This is a genomic window from Polaribacter sp. Hel_I_88 (assembly GCF_000687935.1).
GTDB lineage: Bacteria > Bacteroidota > Bacteroidia > Flavobacteriales > Flavobacteriaceae > Polaribacter.
The window spans coordinates 530,823-556,835 of record NZ_JHZZ01000001.1; the positions used below are offsets into that span (position 1 = coordinate 530,823).

General features: G+C 30.2%; 24 protein-coding genes. 12 read left to right on the forward strand and 12 right to left on the reverse strand.

Annotation, left to right across the window (positions count from 1 at the left end):
• Positions 1-15: 15 nt before the first annotated feature.
• Positions 16-1,209 carry a beta-ketoacyl synthase N-terminal-like domain-containing protein gene (locus tag P161_RS0102365; protein ID WP_026775483.1) on the reverse strand — a complete coding sequence of 398 codons (1,194 nt, stop codon included), beginning with the start codon at positions 1,207-1,209 and terminating at the stop codon, positions 16-18.
• Positions 1,210-1,483: 274 nt separating this feature from the next.
• Positions 1,484-2,749, reverse strand: a complete 1,266-nt coding sequence (gene bioA / locus P161_RS0102370; RefSeq protein ID WP_026775484.1) for an adenosylmethionine--8-amino-7-oxononanoate transaminase — start codon at positions 2,747-2,749, stop codon at positions 1,484-1,486.
• 74 nt (positions 2,750-2,823) lie between these two features.
• Here bioA and P161_RS17910 point away from each other — a divergent pair, with 74 nt between their 5' ends.
• The 5 genes from P161_RS17910 (at position 2,824) to P161_RS0102395 (ending at position 6,236) form a co-directional block, all read left to right on the forward strand.
• Positions 2,824-4,026 carry a pyridoxal phosphate-dependent aminotransferase family protein gene (locus P161_RS17910; protein ID WP_036841166.1) on the forward strand — a complete coding sequence of 401 codons (1,203 nt, stop codon included), beginning with the start codon at positions 2,824-2,826 and terminating at the stop codon, positions 4,024-4,026.
• Positions 4,027-4,035: 9 nt separating this feature from the next.
• Positions 4,036-4,413, forward strand: a complete 378-nt coding sequence (locus P161_RS0102380; protein WP_026775485.1) for a hypothetical protein — start codon at positions 4,036-4,038, stop codon at positions 4,411-4,413.
• Positions 4,413-5,024 (forward strand): dethiobiotin synthase, encoded by a 612-nt coding sequence (gene bioD, locus P161_RS0102385; protein WP_026775486.1) that lies wholly within the window; start codon positions 4,413-4,415, stop codon positions 5,022-5,024. Before P161_RS0102380 ends, bioD begins: the two co-directional genes overlap by 1 nt.
• Positions 5,025-5,036: 12 nt before the next feature.
• Positions 5,037-5,471, forward strand: coding sequence for a LexA family transcriptional regulator (locus tag P161_RS0102390; protein WP_026775487.1), 435 nt, complete (start codon positions 5,037-5,039; stop codon positions 5,469-5,471).
• Positions 5,472-5,534: 63 nt separating this feature from the next.
• A complete protein-coding gene (locus P161_RS0102395; protein ID WP_026775488.1) occupies positions 5,535-6,236 on the forward strand; it encodes a Bax inhibitor-1 family protein in 702 nt (233 codons plus the stop codon).
• 74 nt (positions 6,237-6,310) lie between these two features.
• On the opposite strand, the gene P161_RS0102400 is transcribed toward P161_RS0102395, so the two are convergent.
• Positions 6,311-6,535 carry a hypothetical protein gene (locus P161_RS0102400; RefSeq protein ID WP_026775489.1) on the reverse strand — a complete coding sequence of 75 codons (225 nt, stop codon included), beginning with the start codon at positions 6,533-6,535 and terminating at the stop codon, positions 6,311-6,313.
• A 198-nt stretch (positions 6,536-6,733) separates the two neighbouring features.
• On the opposite strand from P161_RS0102400, the gene P161_RS0102405 reads away from it, so the two are divergent.
• Genes P161_RS0102405 through P161_RS0102425 form a run of 5 tightly spaced genes read left to right on the forward strand, consistent with a single transcriptional unit; the run spans position 6,734 to position 9,429 of the window.
• The gene (locus P161_RS0102405; protein ID WP_026775490.1) at positions 6,734-7,981 is read left to right on the forward strand and encodes a hypothetical protein; all 1,248 of its coding nucleotides are present in this window, start codon (positions 6,734-6,736) and stop codon (positions 7,979-7,981) included.
• Between the two features lie 11 nt (positions 7,982-7,992).
• The gene (locus P161_RS19645) at positions 7,993-8,193 is read left to right on the forward strand and encodes a hypothetical protein (protein WP_026775491.1); all 201 of its coding nucleotides are present in this window, start codon (positions 7,993-7,995) and stop codon (positions 8,191-8,193) included.
• Positions 8,194-8,196: 3 nt separating this feature from the next.
• Positions 8,197-8,712 (forward strand): DUF2975 domain-containing protein, encoded by a 516-nt coding sequence (locus tag P161_RS0102415; protein WP_026775492.1) that lies wholly within the window; start codon positions 8,197-8,199, stop codon positions 8,710-8,712.
• A gap of 2 nt (positions 8,713-8,714) precedes the next feature.
• Complete coding sequence (locus P161_RS0102420; protein WP_026775493.1) at positions 8,715-9,221, forward strand: DUF2975 domain-containing protein; 507 nt, start codon at positions 8,715-8,717, stop codon at positions 9,219-9,221.
• A gap of 1 nt (position 9,222) precedes the next feature.
• Complete coding sequence (locus P161_RS0102425; protein WP_026775494.1) at positions 9,223-9,429, forward strand: helix-turn-helix transcriptional regulator; 207 nt, start codon at positions 9,223-9,225, stop codon at positions 9,427-9,429.
• Between the two features lie 138 nt (positions 9,430-9,567).
• Here P161_RS0102425 and P161_RS0102430 read toward each other — a convergent pair whose 3' ends face one another.
• The gene (locus tag P161_RS0102430) at positions 9,568-12,075 is read right to left on the reverse strand and encodes a DPP IV N-terminal domain-containing protein (RefSeq protein ID WP_026775495.1); all 2,508 of its coding nucleotides are present in this window, start codon (positions 12,073-12,075) and stop codon (positions 9,568-9,570) included.
• Positions 12,076-12,179: 104 nt separating this feature from the next.
• Complete coding sequence (locus P161_RS0102435; protein ID WP_026775496.1) at positions 12,180-12,629, reverse strand: nucleoside deaminase; 450 nt, start codon at positions 12,627-12,629, stop codon at positions 12,180-12,182.
• A 68-nt stretch (positions 12,630-12,697) separates the two neighbouring features.
• Here P161_RS0102435 and dxs point away from each other — a divergent pair, with 68 nt between their 5' ends.
• Entirely contained in the window at positions 12,698-14,464 is a 1,767-nt protein-coding gene (gene dxs, locus P161_RS0102440; RefSeq protein ID WP_026775497.1) for a 1-deoxy-D-xylulose-5-phosphate synthase, read from the forward strand.
• A gap of 114 nt (positions 14,465-14,578) precedes the next feature.
• On the opposite strand, the gene P161_RS0102445 is transcribed toward dxs, so the two are convergent.
• The 7 genes from P161_RS0102445 to P161_RS0102475 form a co-directional block, all read right to left on the reverse strand.
• Positions 14,579-16,117: an IS1182 family transposase gene (locus P161_RS0102445; protein WP_026775472.1), complete on the reverse strand. Its 1,539-nt coding sequence runs from the start codon at positions 16,115-16,117 to the stop codon at positions 14,579-14,581.
• A 99-nt stretch (positions 16,118-16,216) separates the two neighbouring features.
• Positions 16,217-16,651, reverse strand: coding sequence for a hypothetical protein (locus P161_RS0102450; RefSeq protein WP_026775498.1), 435 nt, complete (start codon positions 16,649-16,651; stop codon positions 16,217-16,219).
• Positions 16,652-16,654: 3 nt separating this feature from the next.
• The gene (locus P161_RS0102455) at positions 16,655-19,378 is read right to left on the reverse strand and encodes a T9SS type A sorting domain-containing protein (RefSeq protein WP_026775499.1); all 2,724 of its coding nucleotides are present in this window, start codon (positions 19,376-19,378) and stop codon (positions 16,655-16,657) included.
• 50 nt (positions 19,379-19,428) lie between these two features.
• Positions 19,429-20,763 carry a deoxyguanosinetriphosphate triphosphohydrolase gene (locus tag P161_RS0102460; protein WP_026775500.1) on the reverse strand — a complete coding sequence of 445 codons (1,335 nt, stop codon included), beginning with the start codon at positions 20,761-20,763 and terminating at the stop codon, positions 19,429-19,431.
• Position 20,764: 1 nt separating this feature from the next.
• Complete coding sequence (locus P161_RS0102465) at positions 20,765-22,105, reverse strand: RNA-binding domain-containing protein (protein ID WP_026775501.1); 1,341 nt, start codon at positions 22,103-22,105, stop codon at positions 20,765-20,767.
• 244 nt (positions 22,106-22,349) lie between these two features.
• Positions 22,350-24,128 (reverse strand): ribonucleoside-diphosphate reductase subunit alpha, encoded by a 1,779-nt coding sequence (locus tag P161_RS0102470; RefSeq protein WP_026775502.1) that lies wholly within the window; start codon positions 24,126-24,128, stop codon positions 22,350-22,352.
• A 4-nt stretch (positions 24,129-24,132) separates the two neighbouring features.
• Positions 24,133-25,407, reverse strand: coding sequence for a ribonucleotide-diphosphate reductase subunit beta (locus tag P161_RS0102475; RefSeq protein ID WP_026775503.1), 1,275 nt, complete (start codon positions 25,405-25,407; stop codon positions 24,133-24,135).
• Between the two features lie 390 nt (positions 25,408-25,797).
• On the opposite strand from P161_RS0102475, the gene P161_RS0102480 reads away from it, so the two are divergent.
• The gene (locus P161_RS0102480; protein ID WP_026775504.1) at positions 25,798-25,989 is read left to right on the forward strand and encodes a cold-shock protein; all 192 of its coding nucleotides are present in this window, start codon (positions 25,798-25,800) and stop codon (positions 25,987-25,989) included.
• Positions 25,990-26,013 lie beyond the last annotated feature (24 nt).

Consider the following 26,013-nt stretch of genomic DNA (forward strand, 5'->3'; position numbering starts at 1 on the left):
CAAAAAAGGATTTTATTACGATTTTGTCAATAAAACAGAAACAGCATTTCCACCAAAACCTACAGCATTAATTAAAATATTTTTTATTTTTTTCGGATGAATTTGTTTGACTGCAAAAGGCACTTCAATTACTTGTTGATATTGCAACATTAGCAAGCCTAACTCTAAACTTAACATTCCTGAAGATCCAAAAGTGTGGCCAATTTTCCATTTGTTGGTGGTTAAAAAGGGTGTTTTTTCGCCAAAAACTTTTTGAATCGCATTCACTTCTGATTGATCTCCTTTTATAGTTCCTGGAGCGTGCATTACAATTGCGTCAATTTCATCTAAAGCAGTTTCACCCAAAGCCATTTTCATAGATTTTTGAAAACATTTTGCATCTGTAGAAATTGAAGTATTATGTTGTAAAACTTCTGTTGCAAAACCAATTCCTGAAATTGTTGCTAAAGAATTTTCTACAATTCCTTTTTCTAAACAAATTGCGGATGCTCCTTCTCCCAAAACCATCGTGTTTTGTTTTTTATTTAAGTCGAAAGATTTGCAGGGAAATTCTTCGACAAGCTCAGAATGACAGTTTGAATTTAAACTGGAGTTTTGCTTTGCATACACTTTTAAAGCCTGCATTTGTGCGATTGTAAAATCGGTTAAAGCAGCTTCACTTCCACCTACTAAAAACTTGTTAGACATTCCTGAGTTTATCCAAGCAACACCATTTAATAAAGAATGTAAAGCTGTAGAACAGGTTATTGAATGCGATATTTCTGGTCCAAATGTTTGTAAATCGTGCGAAACCCAAGAAGAAATATTCCCTAAAGTTGTGGTTGGTGAACTTAAGGTTGATGATTTTTGAGTTTCTAAAAACTCTTTGTGATATTTTTCAAACAGGGTTGTTGCCCCTCTTGAAGAACCAAAATTTACGCCGAAATTAGATTCTGATTCCCAATTTGAGCTTTTTACGGCTTCTCTAGAAACAAAAATAGCAAACAAAACAGCATCATCTAAACTTCTATATTTAGCATCTGATTTTCTTAATTCCGTAATTTTTTGTTGATTTTCTTCTGAAAGTTGCCCAACAAAAACTGGCATTCCATTGACCTCTTTTTCTGATAAGAAATGGTTGTTTAACAAGTAATTTTCCCAAATTTCATTTTGGGAACTGCCTATTGCAGAAATTGAAGCTATGGATGTTATGGAAATTGGTTGAATCATTAATTATTTTCATATTCAAGACCTGACAGGTTTTAAAAACCTGTCAGGTTTGATTGGAGGTTTAAACTTGTGACAAAAATAGTGTTTCTAAAAATGTTAACCACATAGTCACATAGAAAACATAGTTCTTAAGAATACTAAACGCGTTAAGGATTGAAGCTTTGTTGGAGCTCATTTTTGTTTTTTCAACAAAAATAGCGACTGCTGAAAGCCTGACGTTTTTTAACTTTAAAAGTTTTATTTCTAAACTTTTAAAGTTAAAAAAGGGAACGCCCTAAACAATCTCTAAACTTTCTTCAATAGTTTTGTAGACTTTTTGGAGTTCTTTTTTGGTAATTACGTAAGGCACTTGAATGTAAATTGTGTTTCCTAAAGGACGTAAAAAAACGCCTCTTTCCATAAAAAAAGCCAATAATTTATCTCGTAAACTTCCATAACGTGCCATTTTTGTATCTAAATCTAACGCAAAAATAACGCCTTGAGAACGTGTAGTTTTTACTTTTGGGTGTTTACTTATATGTTCCTCAAATTTTTTATGCGAAACTGATATTTCTTTGATATTTTGCTGAATTTCATTCGTTTGTAGCAATTCTATGGCAGCATTTGCAGCAGTACACGCAATAGGATTTGCAGAATAGGTATGACAATGGAAGAAGCCTTTTGCCATTTCGTTACTCAAAAAAGCTTCGTAAATTTTTTCTGTACAAGACGTAATTGCCAAAGGCACCAAACCTCCTGTTAAAGCCTTACTCAAACAAATAATATCGGGTTTTGTTTCGATAAAATCGGATGCAAAATTGCTGCCTGTTTTTCCAAAGCCTGTCATTACCTCGTCTGCAATTGTTAAGATATTATTGGTTTTGAAGAAGTTTAAAATCTCATTTAAACCATTTGCATCGTGAATTTTCATTCCTGCAGCTCCCTGAATTATTGGCTCATAAATAAAACCTGCTACTTTATAATTTACTGTATATTCTTTTAATTTTGCTAAAATTTCTTGTTGATTTTTGCCATTTGGAGTAGGAATTCGTTCAACTTTCATCAAAAAATCTTCGAAGGGACCATTGTAAACAGACAGTCCAGAAACACTCATTGCTCCAAATGTATCTCCATGAAATCCGTTTTCGAAAGCGATAAATGTGCTGCGTTTTTCATCTAAATTAAAATAGTATTGCAAAGCCATTTTAATTCCTGCTTCTACAGCTGTTGAACCATTATCGTTAAAAAAAATACGATTCTGGTTTTTTGGTAAAATTTTAATGAGATTTTCTGATAATTTAATAGCAGGTTCATGCGTAAAATCGCTAAACATTACTTGATCTAATTGTTGCATTTGGGCGTGCACTTTATCAATGATAAAATCGTTACAATGCCCAAACATACACGTGTACCAAGAAGAAATTGCATCTATATATTCGTTGCCATTTTCATCGGTTAAAATGCAACCTTTTGCTTTTACAATTGCTAAACTTTCTGGATGTGTTTGGTGTTGTTTTAAAGGATGCCAAAGGTGTTTTTTATCTCTTTCTTGAAGTTTCATTTTTAATTTCTTTAGTTTAAAATAGCTTAAAAACTTGGCTGTAAAGGTATATAAAAATCCCTATTTTTGTGTTGATGAAACTGCCAAAAAAGTTACAAGATAAATTAAAAATTCGTGAAGAAAATAATTCTTTACGAATCTTAAAAACACCCACAAATTTAGTAGACTTTTCTTCTAATGATTATTTAGGGTTTGCAAAATCATCTGCCATATTTGATAAAACACATCAGTTTTTAATTGATAAAAATAGCAAACAAAATGGCGCAACTGGAAGTAGATTATTATCTGGAAATCATAATTTATATTCGGAAGTTGAAAGCTTTTTAAGTGATTTTCATCAAACAGAAAGCGCAACAATTTTTAACTCAGGGTATGATGCCAATATTGGCTTTTTCTCTGCTGTTCCTCAAAGAAACGATATTATTTTATATGATGAATTTTCTCATGCTTCTATAAGAGATGGCATTCAATTAAGCAATGCTAAATCTTTTAAGTTTTTACATAATGATTTAGAGAATTTAGAAGCGATGCTGAAACGACCTTTCGACTGCGCTCAAGGTGACAATAATGTAATTTATGTGGTTACAGAATCGGTTTTTTCTATGGATGGAGATTCGCCAGACTTGGTAAATCTTGCTAAAATCTGCAAAAAATATAACGCTTATTTAATTGTTGATGAAGCACATGCTCTTGGTGTTTTTGGTAAAAATGGTGCTGGACTTGTTCAAGATCTGAATTTGCAAAATGATGTTTTTGCAAGAATTATCACTTTTGGAAAAGCGTTAGGTTGTCATGGAGCCGCAATTTTAGGAATCAAAGATTTGCAAGATTATATAGTAAATTTTGCTCGAAGTTTTATTTATACCACTGGTTTGTCTCCTCATTCTTTGGCAACTATTAAAATTGCTTATAATGAGATGTTGAAACAACCTTTCGACTGCGCTCAAGGTGATATTTTTCAGCAAGACAACATAAATTTGTCTGAAAATATTCATCATTTTTTAGAAGAAGTAAAAAGATTAAAATTAGATTTTATACCAAGTTGTTCTGCAATTCATTGTTGTATTATTTCTGGAAATGAAAATGTAAAATCCATATCAGAAAAATTTAAAGAGAAAGGTTTTGAGGTAAAAGCAATTTTATCGCCAACAGTTCCTCAAAATCAAGAACGTCTTCGTTTTTGTTTGCATAGTTATAATTCATTCGAAGAAATAAGTAGCGTATTAAATCTATTAGTTATTTTTACTACTACTGAAATTAATTCAGCGTTAAAATAGAGCTTAATTATGAACGATAATTTTAAAATTTTAGCTGTTTTTGAGTATTCTACAGAAGCTCATGTTACAAAATCAAGATTAGATGCAGATGGTTTTGAAACGATGTTAATGGACGAAAAAACGATTGATACAGATCCTTTAGTAAGCAATGCTATTGGGGGTGTAAAATTATTGGTTCATAAAAATGATTTTGAAAAAGCGGCTCTTGTATATCAAGAAATTAGAACCTATCAAAAAGATGCTCAGGGAAATGAGATGGCTTGTCCAAATTGTAAATCCAACAAAATACTAGTTGCAGAAGCACAAAGAAAAAATATATTTTATATGTTATTTCCATTTTTCGAAAAAACGAGACATATTTGCAACGATTGTAAAACAATTTTTTAATGCAAAAACAATATTTTATTACAGGAATTTCTACAGAAGTTGGCAAAACAGTTGCTGCAGCCATTGTTACTGAGGCTTTAAAAGCTGATTATTGGAAACCTGTTCAGGCTGGTGAATTAGAGGATTCTGACACGCATAAAGTAGAGCGATTTATATCGAACAAAAAAACAGTTTTTCATAAAAATGCCTATGCTTTAAAAACGCCAATGAGCCCTCATGCAGCAGCAGAAATTGATGGAATTAAAGTCGATTTTAAAAAAATTCAAGAACCGAAAACCGAGAATCATTTGGTTATAGAAGGTGCTGGGGGTTTGTTAGTCCCGTTAAATGATACTGATACAATTTTAGATTTGATAAAACCTACCTATAAAGTAATTGTGGTTTCTCGTCATTATTTAGGGAGCATCAACCATACATTATTAACTGTAAATTTATTGAAAGCTAAAGGTTTTGAAGTCGCTATTATTTTTTCTGGTGATGAACATAAATCCACAGAATCTATCATACAAAAAATGACAAATGTTACGATTTTAGGTAGAATTGACGAAGAACCTTATTTTGATAAAAATGTGATCAAAGAATATGCTGATAAATTTAAAGAATTATTGTAATTTGCAAGTATGATGACAATTTCTGAAAACCTTACTTTTTTTACACCAGATGCTACGTCTAACAACTTAGCAACTTTGATACATTGTGGCATTTCTGCCGGTTTTCCATCAGTTACAGAAGATATTGAAGGAGAAAAAATTTCTTTAGATGATGCCCTTATCAAAAATAAAGACACTACTTTTTACGCAAAAGTTAAAGGACAATCGATGATTAATGCTGGTTTAAATCATGATGATTTATTAGTAATTGATAGAAGTTTAGAAGCTACAGACAAAAAAATTGCTGTTTGTTATATTGATGGCGAATTTACCGTAAAACGCCTCCGAGTTCAAAATAACGAAATTTGGTTACAACCAGAAAATCCTGATTATCCTATTATCAACATTACAGAAGATAACGATTTTATGATTTGGGGAATTGTAACAAACGTGATTAAAAAAGTATAAAAAAATCAATCAAACTTACTATTTTAACTAAAAAAGACTGAAAGAATTTCAGCACAAAAAACTATGGAAAACACTTTTGAAAACAAAACTTTATTGATAGAATCTACAGATGAAGTTCGTGTAGCATTTTATAAGAAAACATATGCGCACGTTGCTGGAGGCGTTTTACTATTTGTACTTTTTGAATATTTATTACTACAAAGTGATTCGATTGTAGAATTTATGTTATCGATGACAGAAGGCTGGAGATGGCTTGTAATGTTGGGTGGTTTTATGTTGATTACTAGCTATGCAGAAAGTACGGTTTTAAAAACCGCTGATAAAAACATACAGTATATGGCTTATGCTTTATATGTTTTTGCGCAGGCACTTATTTTTGTTCCGCTTTTGGCAATTGCAATTTATTATACTGAAAGTGTAGATTTAATTCAGCAAGCTACAATTGTAACTTTAGGGTTATTTGTAGGAATTTCGAGCATTGTTTTTATCACAAAAAAAGATTTTTCTTTTATAAAAACAGGGTTAACAATCGGCTTTTTTATTGCTATGGGATTAATTATTGCTGGAACTTTGTTCGGTTTTAATTTAGGTTTGTGGTTTTCTGTTGCAATGTGTTTGCTGGCTGGGGGATCAATTTTATACCAAACTTCTAATTTGGTAAACAAATTCGGAACAGAAGATTATATTCCTGCTTCTTTGGGTTTATTTGCTTCTTTAATGCTACTATTTTGGTATGTTTTGCAAATCTTTATGTCTAGAGATTAACAAAAGAGTAAGCTCTAGTACGAAAAAATATATAGAAAATCAGGAGTTAACTACTTCTGATTTTTTTGTTCTTACTATTTACTTTTAACCTTACTTCCTTCTATTCTTCTGTTTAAATCTAAGTTATAGATACTATCTTCTGCATAAAATTCATACAGTAAATAAGAGTACAATCTAAATAAAACGAAAAATAGCGAAACTACTTTTATAATTCTTGCTTCAATTCCCTCCAAGAAAAAGAAACCTATAACTCCTAAGATAATGGCGAGTAAAGTAAATATGGTGTTTAATATTTTCATAATGTTTATTTTTATTCAAAGATAGTTCCTGTTGCTACTTTCAATTTTATATCATTTTTGAAAATTGTTATAGAATTCCTGAAATTAAAAAATAAAAAAGTTTTTTCAACTATAAAAAAATAAAATATTACCTTTTTAAAATATTTTATTATTGTTTATCAATAATTTTTATATATTTGTGATGTCAAATTAATAAAAATGAATTCTATTAATACCTTAGAAAAAAATTGGAGTACTACATCTAAAATTGTTTTTCGATTCACTTTTAGCTACTTTATCTCATTTATTCTTTTATTGTTTTTAGCACTATTCTTAGAAACTCCTTTATATTGGTTTGCAGACACTATACTTAATTGGGGAACTGATTTTAGAATAGAAAGTACAGGAAGTGGTGACAGAACTTTTGACTATGTAAGGTTTGGTTTTACTATCTTTTTAACCTTTTTTGTTAGTATCATTTGGAGTTTTTTAGACAAAAAAAGAGCATCTTACAACACTTTACAATATTGGTTTCAAGTTGTTTTAAGAATATTCTTATGCTTTGCCATGATTCTTTATGGTTTCGCAAAAATATTTAAAGGGCAGTTTGCAGACCCAAGTTTAGAATTACTTATTCAAAATGTTGGAGATATGTCTCCTATGGGTTTAGCTTGGACATTTATGGGACACTCAATGTATTATAACATATTTACAGGTTCTTTAGAAATTATTGGCGGTTTACTTTTACTAAATCGTAAAACAGTTTCTCTAGGTAGCTTAGTAATTGTAGGTTTTATGATTAATGTGGTTTTCATGAACTTTACATATGATATACCTGTTAAATTATTTTCTATACATTTAGTTCTGATGTCATTTTTATTATTAATATCTGATGGAAAAAGATTCTTGCAGTTTTTTATCAAAAATGAAAAAATAGAAAAAGTTGAGTACACCAATTATATAAAAAATAAACCTTTATTAAAAATAATTAGTTTTTTAAAGAAGGCTTTAATTACAGTTTCTATTTTAATAATTGTTATTCAATGCTTAATTCAATTCAAAGCAACAGAACAACTTAGATCAAAATCTAAATTAAGAGGTATTTGGAAAACCGAACTTTTTATAGTTGAAAAAGATACTATAGCACCATTAACTACAGATTCTAATAGGTGGAAATATTTTATAATTGATTATAAAGAAAAAGCTATTGTTAAATTGATGAATGATACAATAAAACGTTATTCTTTTAAAGAAAACATTGATACAGAAGAAATAGTTTTTAAAGGCATAAAAGATTCTATTTCTCAAAAATTTAAATATTCAATAGCTAATAAGAATAGTCTAAAACTAAAAGGTTTTTTAAACGGAAAAGAATTAAAAATTGAATTAAAAAAAGTTCCTAAGACAGATTTTAGACTCCTTAACAGAAAGTTTCGTTGGGTAAATGAAACTACTTATAATTATTAAAATCAAATTTTATGACACCTACATCTACACAAAGAACAATTAAAGGAGAAAAACTAACTTGTATTGTTTGTAAACACGACACATTTTGGGAAAGAGAAACTTTAATGAACACCAAAAAATTAACATTCTTTAAATTGGAATGGCTCAATAAAAAAGCACAAAACCTAATTTGCAATAATTGTGGTTTTGTTCATTGGTTCTTAAATAAATAAATTATGAAAACAGCAAAAATATTAAAAGTTGCAACCTTTTTTTCTTGGTTTGCATGCATAGGACTCACCATAAAAAGTGGTGCAATTTTAGTTACTTATTTATTAAGTATTTCTAATCCAGAAGCTTCTAAAAACATGTACGAAAGTTTAAACCTTTTTGAATACTACAATCATAGTTTTTTAAACTATTCTATCATCGTTTTTTACAAAATAGTATTGTTCTCTGTTGAGGCTTATATTGCTTATTTAGTAATTCAGCTACTAAAAAAACTAAATATTAAACAGCCTTTTAATATTGATGTCCATTCGTTGATGAGAAAAATAAGTTTTGCTATTTTTTATTTGTGGATCATAGCAATTGTTCACAATACTCACATTCAAATTATTGGTAAAAAACACAATTTTGAACTCAGTTTATTTTCTAGTGATTTTGTTTTTCTATCACTCGTAATTTTCATTTTTGCACAAATTGTAAAACGAGGTATTGAAATACAATCTGAAAACGATTTAACTATATAAGTATGAAAAAAATAAATATTTTAAAAGCGATTATAGATTTTATTTGGATTATTGCTGTTCCAATTGGAGCTCCACTAACTTTTATCTTTGTCATTTTTATACTCTTCCAAGGAGAAGTAAATATCGACTTTGATATTTTAGGAATTGGGTTAAATCTAAATAGCTTTTTTGCAAGATTATTGATTGCTTTATTAGGAATCAACCTAATATTGATGTTTTATAGTTTACACATTTTTAGAAACGTTTTAGGTTATTTTAAAAAATTAAAAATTTTTGATGATTATGTAATTGTTTCTTTTAACAAAATAGGAAAACTATTAATTATTTCAGGAACTTCTACCTTAATAATTGGGTTTATTGGTGGGCTTTATTTTAAAAGTGAGGTTTCAATATCATTAGGTTTTCATCCTTATTTGTTAGTTATTGGTTTGGGATTTTTCTTCCAAATTTTAAGTGAAATATTCAAGATTTCAAAACACCAAAAACAAGAAAACGACCTAACTATATAATATGCCAATCATTGTAAACCTTGATGTAATGCTTGCCAAACGCAAAATGCGAAGTAAAGAATTGGCAGAAATTATTGGTATTACCACTGCAAATTTATCCATCTTAAAATCAGGTAAGGCAAAAGCAGTTCGTTTCTCTACGTTAGAAGCTATTTGTGAAGCTTTAGATTGCCAGCCTTCGGATATTTTAGAATATCAAAAAGAATAAAAACAGAAAACTCCGAACTTTCATTCGGAGTTTTCAATTTATAATAATTTATAGAACTTTTAAAAAAGATAGAATTTCCCAACTTAATTTTCACAACAGTGAGAGTCCCTTCCCTTTGGGAAGGTTAGGATGGGCTTTTTAATTCTGTGGTTCATTCAAATTCATAAACATAAAATCTACATTGGTATTTTCTTTGCCTAATAAATACTTACTAAAATGATCTGCTCTTAACCAAAAAGAATATTCTGTCATGCTTCCAAAACCATGTCTTTGTCCTGGCATTGTCATAAATTTAAAACGTTTGTGCGCTTTAATTAATTCGTTTGCCATTCTTATAGTTCCTGCAGGATGCACGTTATTATCCATATCTCCATGAATCAACATTAAATGTCCTTTTAGGTTTTTTGCCAAAGATTGATTGTCATCAATTTTATATTTATGAGAAACTTTCCCTTTCTCGTCAATTTCTTCTTTTACTCCATGATGTGTTTCACTCCACCAAGAATTGTACACATTATTATCATGATTTCCTGCTGATGAAACTGCTGCCTTAAAGAAATCTGGATATACCAACATTGCAGCTGTAGACATAAAGCCTCCTCCTGAATGTCCGTAAATTCCTACTTTTTCAATATCGATAAATTTATGTTTGTTAGCCAATTGTTGTGCAACATATTTTTTATCAGCCAAACCATAATCACGTAAATTTCCATATCCATAATTATGATACCATTTAGATCTGTCTGGATGTCCTCCTCTATTTCCTAGCGTAATTACTACAAATCCAACTTGCGCCATTCTGTCTAAACGATCCATTCTGTAAGAAAAAGATTTGTTTACAGCTTCTGTTTGTGGACCTGGATATACATACTCCAAAAGTGGATATACCTTTGTTGAATCCATATCAAAAGGCTTATACATTACTCCATATAAATCTGTAATTCCATCATCTGCTTTTACTTTAAAAGTTTCTGGAAATTGATAACCAGAAGCAAATAATTGCGATAAATCTGCAGTTTCTAAATCCATTACTTTACGCCCATTTACATCTCTAATTTCTGATTTTGGCACTGTATTTACACGCGAATAATTACTCACAAAATACTCATTTGAATCTGCCATATTTGTACTTGCAGTATAATCCCCTGCATCTAAAGCACGCATTCCAGATCCGTTTAAATTTATTTTATACGTATGTAAATAATAAGGATCTTGATTTTTATCAACCCCATTTGCAGTAAAATATAAGGTTCTAGTTTTTTCGTCCAAACCTTCAAAACCATCTACATGATAATCGCCTTCAGTAATTTGATTTTTTAAATTTCCATCTGCATCATATAAATAAAAATGTGCCCAACCATCTCTTTCTGCCCAATGTAAAATTTCGGTTTCATTGTTGAATAAGATTAAAGGTCTAGACTCTATATACGTATTAAAACGCTCTTCTATAATTGTTTTATATTCACCAGTATTAATATCTGCAACATGCACATCAAACTTTTTTCTGTCTCTAGAAATAGTACTGAAATATACTTTTCCTTTTTTTGATAAAAGCAATGTTGGATTAAAATCATCACTATAACTAGACTTTTTTCTTGGTGCTCTATACACAGTAAGGCTTTGCTGCTTCATGGTATCTAAAGGAACCAATACATGCGTTTTTGTTGGAATGTCAAAAATCATTAATTCAGATTTATAAAATTCTTGTTCTCCTGGCATGTGGTACTTATAAGTTTCCAACGTTGGTCTTTTTTTACCCGTAGAATTTATGACCCATAAATCTTTAATATGTCTAGAATCTGATCTTTCAAAAACGAACTTTTTAGAATCATGAGACCAAGTTCCCCAAACTCCTTTTCTATCATCTTTCTTTTTTTCTACATCCTCATTATCATCTCCTCTTCCACCCCAAGTGTAGCCATAGTTTTCTTCACCATCTGTTGTCCATTGGTTTTCTACAACAGTGCTATCTTTTTCATCTTTAATAAACTTTTTAAAGTTGATTTTATCCATCCAATAGATGTTATGGTTTTTACCATATAAAACGATTGAACTATCTGGAGCTACATTTGCCCAACGAGTCCAAGGCTTTTTTTCCTCTTTTTTTGTATTGATGATTGTTAAACCATTTCCACCTAATCTATATTCTAAATAGTAGGTTTTCTTTTCCATTTTTGGCTTTTTCTTTTTTGCCTTTTTGGTAGCTGTAGAATCTTTCTCTACTTCTTTTTTATCCTCTTTTTCATCTTCCACCTCAACTTCTTCAGTAGATGTTACTCTAAAACGAAACGCATTTTCTGCTTCATTAAACTTAATATCTAAACGTGGTAAATGTTTTGCGTCATAAGGATCTTTGGTAATTTCCGTTAACCATTTTGCCATCTTAACATTGTCAAACAAAAGTTCTTTCGATTTTTTATCAATATCTACAATGTAATGATTTGAGCCTTCAGAAGTTTTATAGGCATACCAAAAACGGTTTCCCTTTTTTAACCAATTAGGATTTACACTAGTAGAGTGTACCATTTTTGCTAAATTTTTTGGCGAGTATTTAGCAGCCTGTCTATAATTTGGCTCTGGTGTTTCTTGTGCAGATACTACTGATACAGTAAATAAAAACACAAAAACTAAGATAATTTTTTTCATTTGAATTGCTTGTTAAATTTGAATTAGGAGCTAAAGTTCTCTAAAACAATTAACATCACAAATTATAAAGTTAATTTTTGTTAAAACATTAACACATTTTAACATTAATTCAAATTACGCTTTTCAATAAAAAAACGTTTTAATAATTGAGAACAGTCATTTTCCAAAATTCCTGAAACTATTTTTGTCTTTGGGTGCAGGGTTGTTTTTAAGTTGATAAAACCTCTTTCTGGTTCAGAAGCTCCATAAACAATTTTATCGAGCTGTGTCCAATAACTAGCACCAGCACACATTTGGCAAGGCTCTAGGGTTACATAAAGCGTGCAATCTTTTAGATATTTACCTCCTAAAAAATCGGCTGCAGCAGTAAATGCTTGCATTTCTGCATGCGCAGTTACATCATTTAAAGTTTCAGTTAAATTGTGTGCTCTCGCAATTATTTTATCTTTAAAAACAATTACAGCACCTACAGGAATTTCTCCTTTATCAAAAGCCATTTCTGCTTCTTGAAAGGCTTTTTTCATAAAATAAACATCATCAAAAGGTTGTATCATTTTTAAATCATTAAGTTTTCAATATTACAAAATCTTTTTGAGGTCTAAAATTGTATTTTTGTAATCAAATGAAAAATCTGTTAGACAACATAGCAACTCCTGAAGATTTAAGAAAATTAAATCAAGAGCAATTACCACAGTTGGCAAAAGAGTTGCGCAATTTTATTATTGATATTGTATCAACGAAAGAAGGGCATTTAGGAGCAAGTTTAGGTGTTATAGAACTTACAATTGCACTCCATTATCTGTTTGATACACCCAATGATTTATTAGTTTGGGATGTTGGGCATCAAGCCTATGGACATAAAATTTTAACGGGTAGAAAAGCTGTTTTTCATACCAATAGGCAATTTAAAGGTATTGCTGGTTTTCCTGCAAGAAAAGAGAGCGAATTTGATACTTTTGGAGTTGGGCATTCTTCCACTTCTATTTCTGCTGCTTTAGGAATGGCAATTGCATCTAATTTAAAAGGTGAAACAGAAAAACATCATATTGCTATTATTGGTGATGCCTCTATTGCAAGTGGAATGGCTTTTGAAGCCTTGAATCATGCAGGAGTTTCTAAGGCTAATTTGTTAATTATTTTAAATGATAATGCTATTGGAATTGATCCATCAGTTGGTGCTTTAAAAGAGTATTTAACAAAGGTTAAAACTGATAAAAAATTAGCAGCTCAAAACAACATCATCAAAGCTTTAAATTTTGATTATTCTGGTCCTATTGATGGGCATAATTTAGACAAAGTTTTATCTGAATTAAAAAGGCTAAAATCTGTAAAAGGTCCTAAATTTTTACACGTAATTACTACAAAGGGTAAAGGTTTACAAAAAGCAGAGGAAGATCAAGTAACGTATCATGCTCCAGGAAAATTTGATAAAATTTCTGGAGTACGAATTAAATCATCTGAAAATAAATACACAAAATATCAAGACGTTTTTGGACAAACCATTGTAGAACTAGCAAAACAAAACGATAAAATTGTGGCAATTACACCTGCAATGTTAACAGGTAGCTCTTTAAAATTGATGTTAAAGGAATATCCAAATAGAACTTTTGATGTTGGAATTGCAGAACAACATGCAGTTACTTTAGCTGGTGGAATGGCTACTCAAGGTTTAATTCCTTATTGTAATATTTACTCTACGTTTTTGCAACGTGCTTATGATCAAGTAATTCATGATGTTGCTTTGCAAAATTTACCTGTAGTTTTTTGTTTGGATAGGGCTGGTTTAGTTGGCGAAGATGGAGCAACACATCATGGTGTTTTTGATCTTGCTTTTTTAAGATGCATTCCAAACCTGATTATTTTTGCGCCAAGAAACGAAACTGAATTACGCAACATTTTATATACTGCTCAATTAGGTTTACAAAATCCGATTGCAATTCGTTATCCAAGAGGATATGGAAAAACTATCGATTGGAAAAAACCTTTTCAAAAAATAGAAATTGGCAAAGGAGTTAGTTTAAAAGAAGGAAAAAGCATCGCTGTTTTATCTGTTGGAACCATTGCTGATAATGTTGAAGAAGCAATTCTTTTATCAGAAAACAAAAAAGAATTTGCACATTTTGACATGCGCTTTATAAAACCTTTGGATAAAGAATTACTAAAAGAAATTTTTAGAAAGTATAAAAACATCATAACAATTGAAGATGGAGTTAAACAAGGTGGTTTTGGAAGTAGTATTTTAGAATTTGCTGCTCAAAAACATTATAAAAACAAAATAAAAGTTTTAGGAATACCTGATACTTTTATAGAACATGGAAATGTTTTAGAACTCCAAAATCAAATTGGCTTAGATGTAAAAAGCTTATTAGATATATTTTCTAAAACATAAAAAGAGGTCGTCTAAAAAGCATTTTTTAGGCGATTTTTTATTTTGTTAATTTTTTCTTGCGATTTTTTAAGAATGATTTAAAAAATACTCAGATTTAAAAAAAGTATAGTTTTTCTAAATAGTTAAACTGTACTTTTTTAAGTTATGTGCCATTGCAATTAGCCCTATTTCAACATTTACTTTACGTGTTCCTCTTAGCATAAATCGTTTAAAGTTCATGTTTTGTTTGATATTTCCAAAAACAGCTTCTACATCCCAACAGCGTTGTTTTCGCTTTGCAATGCCTTGTTCAGAGTTGAGTAATATTTTAGCTTTTGATTTTAATCGTATTAAATTATAATTCCTTTCTATAACTCGATTTGTTTTTGATTTATGACATAGTGTTCTTAAAGGGCAACCTTTACAGTTTTGTGCTTGGTATCTGTGTATTTCTTGGATAAATCCGTTCTTAGTATTTCTTTTATAAGTATCTATAAGTTTCATTTCTTGTCCTATAGGACAGTAATAAAGATCTTTCTCTCTATTATAATGTAATTCATTAGGATGGAAAGGATTTGTTTTTCCTCTTTTTTTATCTAATTGCTCTTTATGGAAGTAATTGTATTTTACAAAAGCGGTAATTTCTTTATCTTCTAAATCTGTATAATTTTCTTCACTTCCATAGCCTGCATCTGCTGTGAGCGTCTCTGGAGTTTGGTCATAATTTTCGATATGATTGTTAAGGTGTTCTTTTAAAGTAGTGGTGTCTGCTGTGGTTTGTGCTAAAGTGTAATTGGTAAGGTATTGATTGTTGGTAGAGGCTTGTATATTATAGGCAGGTTTGAGTTGTCCATTTTGCATATGATCATCTTTCATTCGCATAAAAGTAGCGTCATTATCAGTTTTACTATAACTATTTCTACCCTGTAAAATAGCTTCTTGTTTTTCATATTTCGCTAAATTAGCTGGCCAGTTTTTCTTGGCATAATTCAGCTTCTGCTTTACTTTTTTATCAATTACTTTGCCTTGTAAAACTTCATTTATTTTATCAATTGTAGCTTCAACTTGCTCCGCATTTATCTGCTCAAAATCTGGTGTATTGGGTATATGTTGTTCCTCTTTGTAAACCTTCTCTACATAAGACCAAAGCTCTTTCAACTGTTTTTCAATGCGAGTTTTACTGGTTTTAATAGATTTACCCCAAACAAAAGTATAGCGATTTGCATTGGCTTCTATTTTAGTACCATCTACAAAAATATCTTTTAAACTGATAACTCCTTGCTCAACAAGCAGTAAAACTACTTGATGGAATATGGGCTTGAAATGTTCTTGAAGTCTTTTACCTCTAAAATCATTAATTGTGTTATGATCAGGTTTGTTTTGTCCACTTAACCACATAAAATGGATGTTCTCTGATAAAGCTTGTTCTATTTTTCTTGAAGAATATAAATTACGTAAATAAGCATAAATTAATATTTTTAGCAACATTCTTGGGTGATAGCTTGAGGTGCCTCCACCTTTATAACTCTCTTCTAATTTACTAATATCTACATGGTCTATAATCGTATTAACAATACGAACTGGATGATTCTTTGGAACTAAATCATCATAACTGGGAGGTAAAAGACTCAACTGATCTTGAGTGTAAGTCTTAAAAACAACTTTTCTGCTCATTCTTAAAAATACGAAATTCTTTAAAAATTTGCAAAAAAAAAGACTGCCTTTTCAGACAGCCTCTTTTTTATGTTGATTATATCAAAAAATTAATATATCCTAATAATTAGATTTAGACATTGGTACATTATCTAAACTTACTTCTCTCTCTACTTTGTATTTCGCATACTTAACTTTATTCTCTTTTTTATAAGACAAAACAACTTCAAAAGGTTCTAATTCAAAGGGAAAATCCTCATCGATTTCTGAATTATTTTCTAATACAATCGCCTCAATTCCATATGGATTAGCAACTTCTTTCATAGGTATAAAGCTACCTCTAAAGTATAAACCTATTAATTCTGTTGTTGTTTTATCGAACTCTTTAAAATTTAAAGTAACTTTTACAGAGGATGTACCTTCTGCAATTGCAGGTGGTATTTCCTTATAAAAACCCTCTTCAAGCTTTATATCATTTGTTTTCTCTAATGTAAACTCTTGAGATTTACAGCTCCATAAAAACACTAAAGAAAACAATAAAATTGAATATTTCATAATCTAGTTTTTAACGAATTTTCTAGAAGTAGAAATGTTATTATGCTTCAAGTTTACAATATAAATTCCTTTATTTAAAGTAGAAACATCAATTGATTTATTATTCAAATTACCTTTTTTAACTTGCTTTCCGTTAATATCATAAATCAAAAACTTGGTGGTATTATCAATTTGAAAATCATCCGTTTCAAAACGAAGTTCAAATTGAGCAGGATTTGGATACATTGCCATTTTTACACCATCTAATGTATTACTTTGAACAGATAAAGAGGTACTTAAATTAGTTTCAAACATTCCATTACCATGAGTACCTACTAAAAGAACATTGTCAGAAGGTCTGTAAACCAAACCACTTACTAAAGATAAGCCTATTGTTTCTAAACCTTCAATCTCCCAATCATCATTTAAAGGATCTTCTGAGCTGTATAGTCCTCTTGCAGTTCCAACAAAATAAATAGTTTTGCCATTAACCTCTGCTATTGCTGCAGACCTAATTGAATGTGAACTTAAATTTCTCTCAACAACAGTCCAAGTAGGTCTAAATGATTTTGCATTTTTTGTTAAAAAAATATTTACAATACCATAATTAGAGTATGTAGCTAAAACAATATCAGGATTTGTTGGATGAATTGCCAAACCACTAACTATTGTTCCACTAGTTTTTGAAGCGGTAGGTGGTGTAATATCATCTGAAATTCTCAAAGTAGGTATGTTATGAGGATCTGTTAATTTAAATATATTACCAGCAGAACCTCCCATTAACAAATAACTTGAATTTGAATTGTAAACTCCTCTTGTAGCTGACAATGTTCTAATATTTTGAGGAGTAGGAAATGCTCCTAATTCATCCCAAGTAGAAGATGTTACATTTTCAGCATCATCTGTTCTATACAAATTATTTAAACCAGCATAATATAATACATTTGTATTATCTTGATCTAAATAGAAGTACGTTACAAATTGACTATCTGATCCATCAGGAGTAATTTCTCTAAAACTATTGGTTATACTTCTTGTGTAAATTGCGCCATTTTGAGTACCAAAAAAAGTTTGCAGTTGATTATTATTTGAAGTAAATCTTCTCAGTGCAACTGCAACACCATCTCCACCAGCTACAGAGCTCATTAATGTTTTATTTGACTGACCTACACTTAATCCGCCAATAGTAGTTCCATTATCTTGAGCACCTCCAATAACAGCATCTCCTCCTTCTACAGGATCTAATGCTACATGATAATACTGATATGTTTGATAATTATTATTTAGATTTTCCCACTCAATAGTTATTTCACTGATATCTGGTGCTTTATGAACACCTCCATCAGTTCCTGAGTATAATATGTTTGTATTTGTTTTATCAAACTCTAACGCATGAATATCTGGGTGATGATTTACACCACCAGCATTGTAAAGGCCATATCCTTGGTTATTTCTATATCCTCCAATTCTAGTAAAAGTTGATGATGTTAAAATATTTATTATCCTGTAAGCATTTGTACCACCTATTACAACAAAATTTTCATCATCTGGTTTTACATTAACCACTAAATCATATCCTCCTTGTATAGCAAAAGGATCGTTTCCTGATGAATCACCTCCAGCTTCGTCTGGCATTTTACTAGAAAAATCTGTCCAGTTTCCTGTAGCGTTATCATATCTCCATAAATCTGCTTCAATTGTACCACCACCAGATTGTGCTTCACCATTATCAAATAAGGCATACAAAATATTATCATTAGAATCTGAAGTTGCAAGAACTATTCTACCACTAGAAGACCAATCAAATGGATCAGAGTTTCTCGCTATTCTAGTAAAAGCTTCTACACCATCTGAAGATGTCCAAACGCCATTTTCATTAGTACTACTTCCATCTATACCAATATATACTCTACCTGAATTGGCAATTACAACATCTGTCCAATCATTACCAGAAGAAGTATCTTCTAATACTACACTTAAAGAATTACCTGATAACTTATAAACCGTATTTACAGTTGCAATAAATAAATCTCCAGTTATGGGATGTACATCAATCTTATTAATTAAATCAAAAGAACTATCATATATCGTAAAATCTGAGTCTGTTATTGAAATTTGATTCCAAGTTATACCATTATCTACAGATTTCCAAATACCATTTCCAAAATAGAAAGCTCCTAAAGAAGCACTATTTCCTCTAAATTCTCCAGTACTATAATACCATATGTTTTCAAAGCCTGCTCTTGTATCTTGTGCAATTGATGTAACATTGTGAATTTCGGTATTTGCAGAAACTTTCGTCCAATTTTGTCCACCATTAGTGGTTCTAAAAACACCACTACTTACACCTCCTGCAATAATAGTATTACCAGATGCATCAGCAACATCAATAGCAAGAGATCTTGTTCTTCCTCCTAAATTTGATGGCCCTCTAGACTCATAAATACCCACTGATTTAAGCTCATTTTGTTTTTGACTTTTTTTCCTAGCCAAAGAAACTTCCAGCTCTTCCTTTTTTTCATCTAAAGGAATCTCTCCTGTAACAGGATTCTTCTGCATATTCATCTCAAACATATCTCTTTCAATACTATAAAGTTGTCTTGAGTTTTCTGGCTTATTCTTCGGTTTTAAAACCCCTTCTGTTGTAACTTTAAAAGACACCTCTTCAGTATTACTTTTAATAGTTAAAATTAAGCTTACAAGTACTATTGATAATACTGATAGAAAAATTGTTGTGTTTTTTTTCATATTGATATTTGATAAATTTATAGTCTCAAAAATAGTGACTATTTTTATTGTTAAATAATATTTCCTGTTAATTTTTTATGTAGCCTTATTGCGTAACTGTCTGACATTCTTGAAACGTAACTACAAATTTGCATAATTCTATAAAAAACATCGTCAGTTTCTACTTGATATTCACTTGGTAATAAATTTAAAACTAAGTTATCGAAGTTAGATTCTTGTTCATTAAATTTATGATTGATAGCCGTTGTAAATACCTCTAATAAATCGGCTATAACTCTATAACCAGCTACTTCTTTTTCAATAACCTCTTTACTTTTATAGATTTTTTCGATGCTTATTTTTATTATGTCGTTAATCTGTGCCTCATACTTACATTTTTCTAGTAAAGATTTACTAAAACTTCCATTCAAAATAGCTTCTTCGTTTGCAAGAAAAATAGTTACTGCTTCATCAATTAAAGAATTAATAGCAATTGCTCTTAAATAGGCTGTTCTATCTTTGGTGTGTTTTAGTGCATAATATTTATCTCTGTTGATGCCATGAATTAATTTTGATAAATATTCCAAAGCATATTCTTCCTCAATTAAACCTAAGTTGATACCATCTTCAAAATCGATAATTGTATAACAAATATCATCTGCTGCCTCTACTAAATATGCTAATGGATGTCTATAATAGGAAATATCTGTTTCTGATTTCTTTTGCATACCCAATTCTTGAACAACATCTAAAAACTCTGTAGTTTCCGATTGAAAAAAACCATATTTTTTATCTGCAATATGATTTGTTGGCTTTTTGGGCAAACTTTCTTTCGGGTATTTTAAAAACGCTCCTAAAGTTGCATAACTTAATCGTAAACCTCCAAAAATTCCTTCTCTAGATTCTGTCAGAATCTTAAATCCGTTTGCATTCCCTTCAAAATCTATTAAATCTTGGTATTCTTTTGCTGATAATTGGTCTTTGTATTTTGCGCCTTTTCCAGATTTAAAATACTCTCCAATGGCTTTTTCTCCTGAATGTCCAAAAGGTGGATTCCCAATATCGTGTGTTACTGAAGCTGCTGCTACAATAGCTCCAAAATCGTTAAAGGTATAACCAAGTTTCACTAAATTTGGATGACGTTCTAACAACACTTTCCCAACTCTTCTTCCTAAAGTTCTACCCACCACAGAGACCTCTAAACTATGGGTTAAACGTGTATGTACAAAATCGGTTTGAGATAATGGAATTACCTGTGTTTTGTCTTGTAAACTTCTAAATGCTGATGAAAATATAATTCTATCAAAATCTACTTCGAAACCTAAACGTGTTTCATCTTGTGCTATTCTTGGTCGTTTTTCTGTATCGCCAAAACGTTTTAAAGAAAGTAGTTGTTCCCAGTTCATATTATTCTTTTAAATTTATTTTCCAATATCCTCTACTACCATCAATTCTTTTTAAATATCCTTTTTCTTTTAAGTAATTTAAGTGTTTTTGAATGGCAGATTCGTTAATGTTTAACTTTTTGGATATTTTTAATCTACTTATTTTATGATTATTATTTATAAGTTGTAAAACCTCTTTTTGTCTTTCTGATAAGTTTTTTAATTCTTTTATTTGATTAGCTATCTGACCACCTATCTGACCACCTATCTGACCACCTATCTGACCACCTGAAATTTTATCAAATGGAAAAGTCATTCTAAGAAAGTTATCAGAAAATTTAAAACATTTTTTAGTGTAAAAAGACAATATTCTAGGAATTCCAGAACCTAACTGCTCAACTAATTTTAAGTCTTTATAGATTCTGATTAATTGTTTATTTCTTGGAACAGAAAAACCTTCAAAAAATTCTTTTTCATTTAATCCTTCAGGCAAACCTCCTGCAGAAGTAATTTCTAATCTATCTGAAAATAGTTCAAATTTTGGCGATACTTCTCTGCTGTAATCATTATGAACAAAAGCATTAATTACTGCTTCTCTAATTGCTATTGAATTCCAAAGTTGATGTTGCTCTCTTTCTTTTGATGTGATTTTAATAAAAGTGGAATTTTCTATCGCTAATTTATCTAAAACTTGCTTTGTTGCTTTTACAATTGAATTGTAACCATATTCGTTATTTTCTATTAAATTAGTTCTATCTTTTGTAGCATATTTAGCTAATTTAATAGAAATATTATTAGTGTCTGACATTAAATATGCAACATAATTATACCTTTTATCCTCTGTTAAAAGTTCTAAATTCTGTGCAAATTGTTTTGGAAGTTTTATACCTGTTTCCTCGTAATAAATTTTTAACTGACTAAAAGATAACTCTTGAATGCTAGATTTTATTTTGCTAATCGAATTTCTGGTTCGTTTGGAAAATAAAGTATCAATATTTAGTTGTGATAATTGTTCTGCAGCTGTTCCTATTCTAATGAAACTTCCTTTTGGCGTCATTCCAAGTTTTGTGAAGTAATATGGTTTTTCTGTGCCACTTGCTACAATAATTTTTATAATTGGCTTGTTGTCTTTTTCTTCAACAACAATATCAAACAGTCCCATTGCAGAAGGGCTAATATTATTCTTTATTTTATCTTTTAAAACGAGTGCACTTTTATCTGCATTTTCTAGACCAACTGTATTCCCCTCATCATCAATACCAAAATAAATAATACCACCTTCTTTATAGTTTAAAAAAGCAATTATTTCTCTTTCTATAAACTTAGTAATTTCTTTTTTGTATTCTATTCTGTTGGTTTCCATTAGGGCTCGAAAATACGAAAAAGAATCTTTAATTTTGTTTTTTTAAAACTCACTTAATTCAAAAATTAAGCAAAAAGCATTTAAAGAATTTTAGCCCAGATTGAAACGACATCCTTTTTGCTTTTTCAGCAAAAAGATATAGCCTTTCGACTTCGCTCAAGATAAATTCCAAGCTGGAAATAGCTTCAAAAAAAAAAGAGAAACATTGCTGCTTCTCTTTCTATATTTTTAATTAATGAAGTATCTACCCTTCACAAGAAGCACATTCTTTCTTTTGCTTAAATTTTTGTGCAGCATTCATACTGTGTTGATAATACATCGATTTCACCCCTAATTTCCAAGCATTGATATAAATTGCGTTTACATCTTTAATTGGCATATCTGGATGTACCATAACATTGATAGATTGCCCTTGATCTATGTGGTTTTGTCTGTTTGCAGCTTGATACACAATTACATTTTGATCGATTTCTGAATAGGTTCTAAAAACTTCTTTTTCTTCGTCTGTTAAACAATCTAAATGCAATACAGAACCATCATTATCACGAATACTAGTCCAAATTTCTTTTGTATTAAAACCTTTTTGTTCTAATAGGTTTTCTAAAATTGGGTTTTTAATAGTCGTTTTAATCTTAGCAATATCTTTTACGTAAATGTTAGACCAAATTGGCTCAATTCCTTGAGAAACTTGTCCTAAAATAAATGCTGATGACGTTGTTGGTGCAATTGCATTTAAAGTTGTATTACGTCTTCCATAACCTTTTAACACAGCTGGCTCTCCATATTCAACAGCCATTTCTTCTGATGCTTTGTAAGATTTTTCTTTAATTATTTTAAAGATTTCACTATTCAAATCGTATGCTTCTGGACTATCAAAAGCCAACATTTTAGATTGTAATAAAGAATGCCAACCTAAAGCTCCTAAACCTAACGCTCTGTTTTCTTTTGCAAATTTGTATGCTTTTTCCATAAAACGAAACGTAAACTGATCATCTCTGCTTTCTGAATCTCTATAAACTTCTAACTTTGTAATAAATTCTTGCATTACAGCATCTAAAAAGTACGTTAGCGTTTCTACAGCATCTGTATCTTTCCAATCATCAAAATGTAATAAGTTTATAGATGATAAACAACAAACAAAAGACCAATCGTCATTAGATGGCAACATGATTTCTGTACATAAATTACTTGCGTAAATTTCGTGGTTTTTGTCTTTGTAAACATCTACAGTTCCATTATTTGCATTATCTCTAAACAAAATATATGGATACCCAATTTCTCCTCTTCTTTGTAATATTTTTGCCCAAATACTTCTTTTCTCTACATCTCCATCAATCATTTCTTGCATCCATTGATCACCAACAGTTACACCATGTGTTAATTCTTGAATTGGGTTTCCTTCTGTACCTATTTCTAAAAACTCTTTAATATCTGGATGATCTACAGGTAAATAAGGTGAAAAACGGCCACGTCTTACAGAACCTTGACTTACAACATCCACCATTTTTTCGAACAATTGCATAATGTGAACAGACCCAGATGATGAACCATTATTTTTAACATCTGCTCCTCTTTCACGTAATTTTCCGAAATAACCAGAAGTACCACCTCCTAATTTAGACATCATACCAACTTCTGATTGTGAGAATAAAATATCTCCCATATCATCAGCAACATGACTTCCAAAACAACTAATTGGCAAGCCTCTTCTTTTCCCAAAGTTACTCCAAATTGGCGATGCTAAAGAGTAATACCCAGCAGCCATATATTTGTAAAACTTGTCAGAAAAACCTGGTTTATTTAAAATACGCTCTGCATTGTCTGCAATTTCGCGAATTCTTTCTTCTGGGGTTGTAGTACCAGTTAAATATCCTGACTCTAAAAATTTACGGCTATTTTCTGTTAACCAAGTAATTTCTGGGGCTGTGTTTTTATCAAGAATTTCTTTTCTAGAAGCATTTCTAGCTTGGATTAATTTTTCGTGTTCTGTGAGTTCAGAAGTTTTTGTTTCGTTTAGGTTCATGTTTTTAAAATAAGTCGTCGCTAGTTATACTTTTTGTTCTTTTACTGTAGTTGATAGATCTTTTTACAAAGAAATCTCCATGTTTGGTTCCAATAATTTCATCATCAAACCAATCTGTTTCTGCTAATAAGTTTTGATCAATCTCAAATATTTTTGGAATTCCGATACTTTCTAAAGAGTTATTAAATCTATTTTTAATAAATTCTTTAATCACTGCTTTTGGTAAGAAATCTAATTCACCCCTTTCAAAAATCCAGTCGATAATTTTACTTTCAGATAAAAAAGCTTCTTTACAAGTTTCTTGAACTACTAAACTATTGTCTTCATCAAACCAATCTGGATTTTCTTCTTTAATAATTTTAATTAAATCGATTCCAAAATCTCCATGAATTTGCTCTTCTTTTGAGGTAGCTTCCACCACATTAGAAATCCCTTTTAACACATTTTTATGTTTGTTAAAAGCCATAATAATTAAAAATTGAGAAAATAAAGAAACGTGCTCAATAAATAAAGAAAACAAAATTATAGATTCTGAAAACTCCTTATTATCCTCGCTATTTACATTCTTTAATGCTAATTCTAAATAATTAACACGTCTCATAATTATAGGATTTTTCTTTAAGTTTTTAAACTCGTTGTTTAATCCTAAAATCTCTAATAAGTGAGAATATGCATCATGATGACGCACTTCACTTTCTGCAAATGTAGAACCTACTGAACCAATTTCTGGTTTTGGCATTTTTTTATAAATATCTCCCCAAAAAGTTTTTACAGCCACCTCTATTTGAGAAATTGCCAACATCGTGTTTTTTATGGCATTCTGCTCAACATCATTCAAAGTCGATTTAAAATCTTGTATATCGCTTGTGTAATTAAATTCGGTATGAATCCAATAAGAGTGCCTAATAGCATCTACATACTCGTTTAGAGCAGGGTATTCATAAGGCTTTAAATTCAACCTTTTTTCAAAAATATTTGTCTTTCTATTTCTAGTCTGTTCATCTCTATATAATATGTATGCTTTTGCAACATCATGAAAACGACTATCCATCAATTTATACTCAACAATATCTTGCACTTGCTCAACTGTTGGTGTATAATTAGGTTCATTTAACTTCCTTTCTAGTAAGGTACCATTTACAATATTTGTAATTGCAATTGCATCTCTTCTCGAGCCATTATTTACAGATAGCATCGCTTTTTCAATAGCACTTGTAATTTTTTCTAGCTCAAAATTGCTAGTTCCAGAGTCTCTTTTTATGATTTGTGTAATTTCCACGATGATGTAATGTTATTTAAAAGTTAATAAAGATGCTAACAAAGATTGCCCTTTTTAGTAAAAAAAGCAATCCATACTTATCCACAAAACAAGCGAGTTTTTAACAAAATGGTATTTTTATGAGTTTTAGTGTTAAAAAAAATACTTTTTCAATATACTGATTTACAGTTACTTAAAAGCTAAAAAACGCTACAACCTTTATTCCTATTGACATTCTTAAAACAAGATTTCTTTTTTTTATTTTGACACCTATTTTCAAAAAAAACTCCTTTTTTTAGAATAGATAAAATCACAATGAAAATAAATTAAATATGATTTGAACTAGATGTATTGAAATCAATTACAATTAATGTATATTTGTAATATTATTAACATTTATTATATATCAAAGTGAAAACAGGAACAATAAAATTCTTCAACGAATCTAAAGGATTTGGATTCGTAACAGAAGATGATTCAAACACAGAGTATTTTGTGCACGTATCAGGATTAATCGACGAAGTAAGAGAAGGTGATGCAGTAGAATTCGATTTAAAAGAAGGTAGAAAAGGTTTAAACGCAGTAGACGTTAGAGTTATCTAATATTATTTAGAATTTTTTTACATA

Bases quoted from the DNA above. Each gene is read 5' to 3' on its own strand.
- P161_RS0102390 (WP_026775487.1), top strand. From the start codon at position 5,037: ATGACAATTTCTGAAAACCTTACTTTTTTTACACCAGATGCTACGTCT.
- P161_RS0102460 (WP_026775500.1), bottom strand. From the start codon at position 20,763: ATGAACTGGGAACAACTACTTTCTTTAAAACGTTTTGGCGATACAGAA.
- P161_RS0102425 (WP_026775494.1), top strand. From the start codon at position 9,223: ATGCCAATCATTGTAAACCTTGATGTAATGCTTGCCAAACGCAAAATG.
- P161_RS0102400 (WP_026775489.1), bottom strand. From the start codon at position 6,535: ATGAAAATATTAAACACCATATTTACTTTACTCGCCATTATCTTAGGA.
- P161_RS0102420 (WP_026775493.1), top strand. From the start codon at position 8,715: ATGAAAAAAATAAATATTTTAAAAGCGATTATAGATTTTATTTGGATT.
- P161_RS0102415 (WP_026775492.1), top strand. From the start codon at position 8,197: ATGAAAACAGCAAAAATATTAAAAGTTGCAACCTTTTTTTCTTGGTTT.
- P161_RS0102445 (WP_026775472.1), bottom strand. From the start codon at position 16,117: ATGAGCAGAAAAGTTGTTTTTAAGACTTACACTCAAGATCAGTTGAGT.
- P161_RS0102430 (WP_026775495.1), bottom strand. From the start codon at position 12,075: ATGAAAAAAATTATCTTAGTTTTTGTGTTTTTATTTACTGTATCAGTA.
- P161_RS0102435 (WP_026775496.1), bottom strand. From the start codon at position 12,629: ATGATACAACCTTTTGATGATGTTTATTTTATGAAAAAAGCCTTTCAA.
- P161_RS0102395 (WP_026775488.1), top strand. From the start codon at position 5,535: ATGGAAAACACTTTTGAAAACAAAACTTTATTGATAGAATCTACAGAT.
- bioA (WP_026775484.1), bottom strand. From the start codon at position 2,749: ATGAAACTTCAAGAAAGAGATAAAAAACACCTTTGGCATCCTTTAAAA.
- P161_RS19645 (WP_026775491.1), top strand. From the start codon at position 7,993: ATGACACCTACATCTACACAAAGAACAATTAAAGGAGAAAAACTAACT.
- P161_RS0102450 (WP_026775498.1), bottom strand. From the start codon at position 16,651: ATGAAATATTCAATTTTATTGTTTTCTTTAGTGTTTTTATGGAGCTGT.
- P161_RS0102465 (WP_026775501.1), bottom strand. From the start codon at position 22,105: ATGGAAACCAACAGAATAGAATACAAAAAAGAAATTACTAAGTTTATA.
- dxs (WP_026775497.1), top strand. From the start codon at position 12,698: ATGAAAAATCTGTTAGACAACATAGCAACTCCTGAAGATTTAAGAAAA.
- P161_RS0102470 (WP_026775502.1), bottom strand. From the start codon at position 24,128: ATGAACCTAAACGAAACAAAAACTTCTGAACTCACAGAACACGAAAAA.
- P161_RS0102405 (WP_026775490.1), top strand. From the start codon at position 6,734: ATGAATTCTATTAATACCTTAGAAAAAAATTGGAGTACTACATCTAAA.
- P161_RS0102365 (WP_026775483.1), bottom strand. From the start codon at position 1,209: ATGATTCAACCAATTTCCATAACATCCATAGCTTCAATTTCTGCAATA.
- bioD (WP_026775486.1), top strand. From the start codon at position 4,413: ATGCAAAAACAATATTTTATTACAGGAATTTCTACAGAAGTTGGCAAA.
- P161_RS17910 (WP_036841166.1), top strand. From the start codon at position 2,824: ATGAAACTGCCAAAAAAGTTACAAGATAAATTAAAAATTCGTGAAGAA.
- P161_RS0102455 (WP_026775499.1), bottom strand. From the start codon at position 19,378: ATGAAAAAAAACACAACAATTTTTCTATCAGTATTATCAATAGTACTT.
- P161_RS0102380 (WP_026775485.1), top strand. From the start codon at position 4,036: ATGAACGATAATTTTAAAATTTTAGCTGTTTTTGAGTATTCTACAGAA.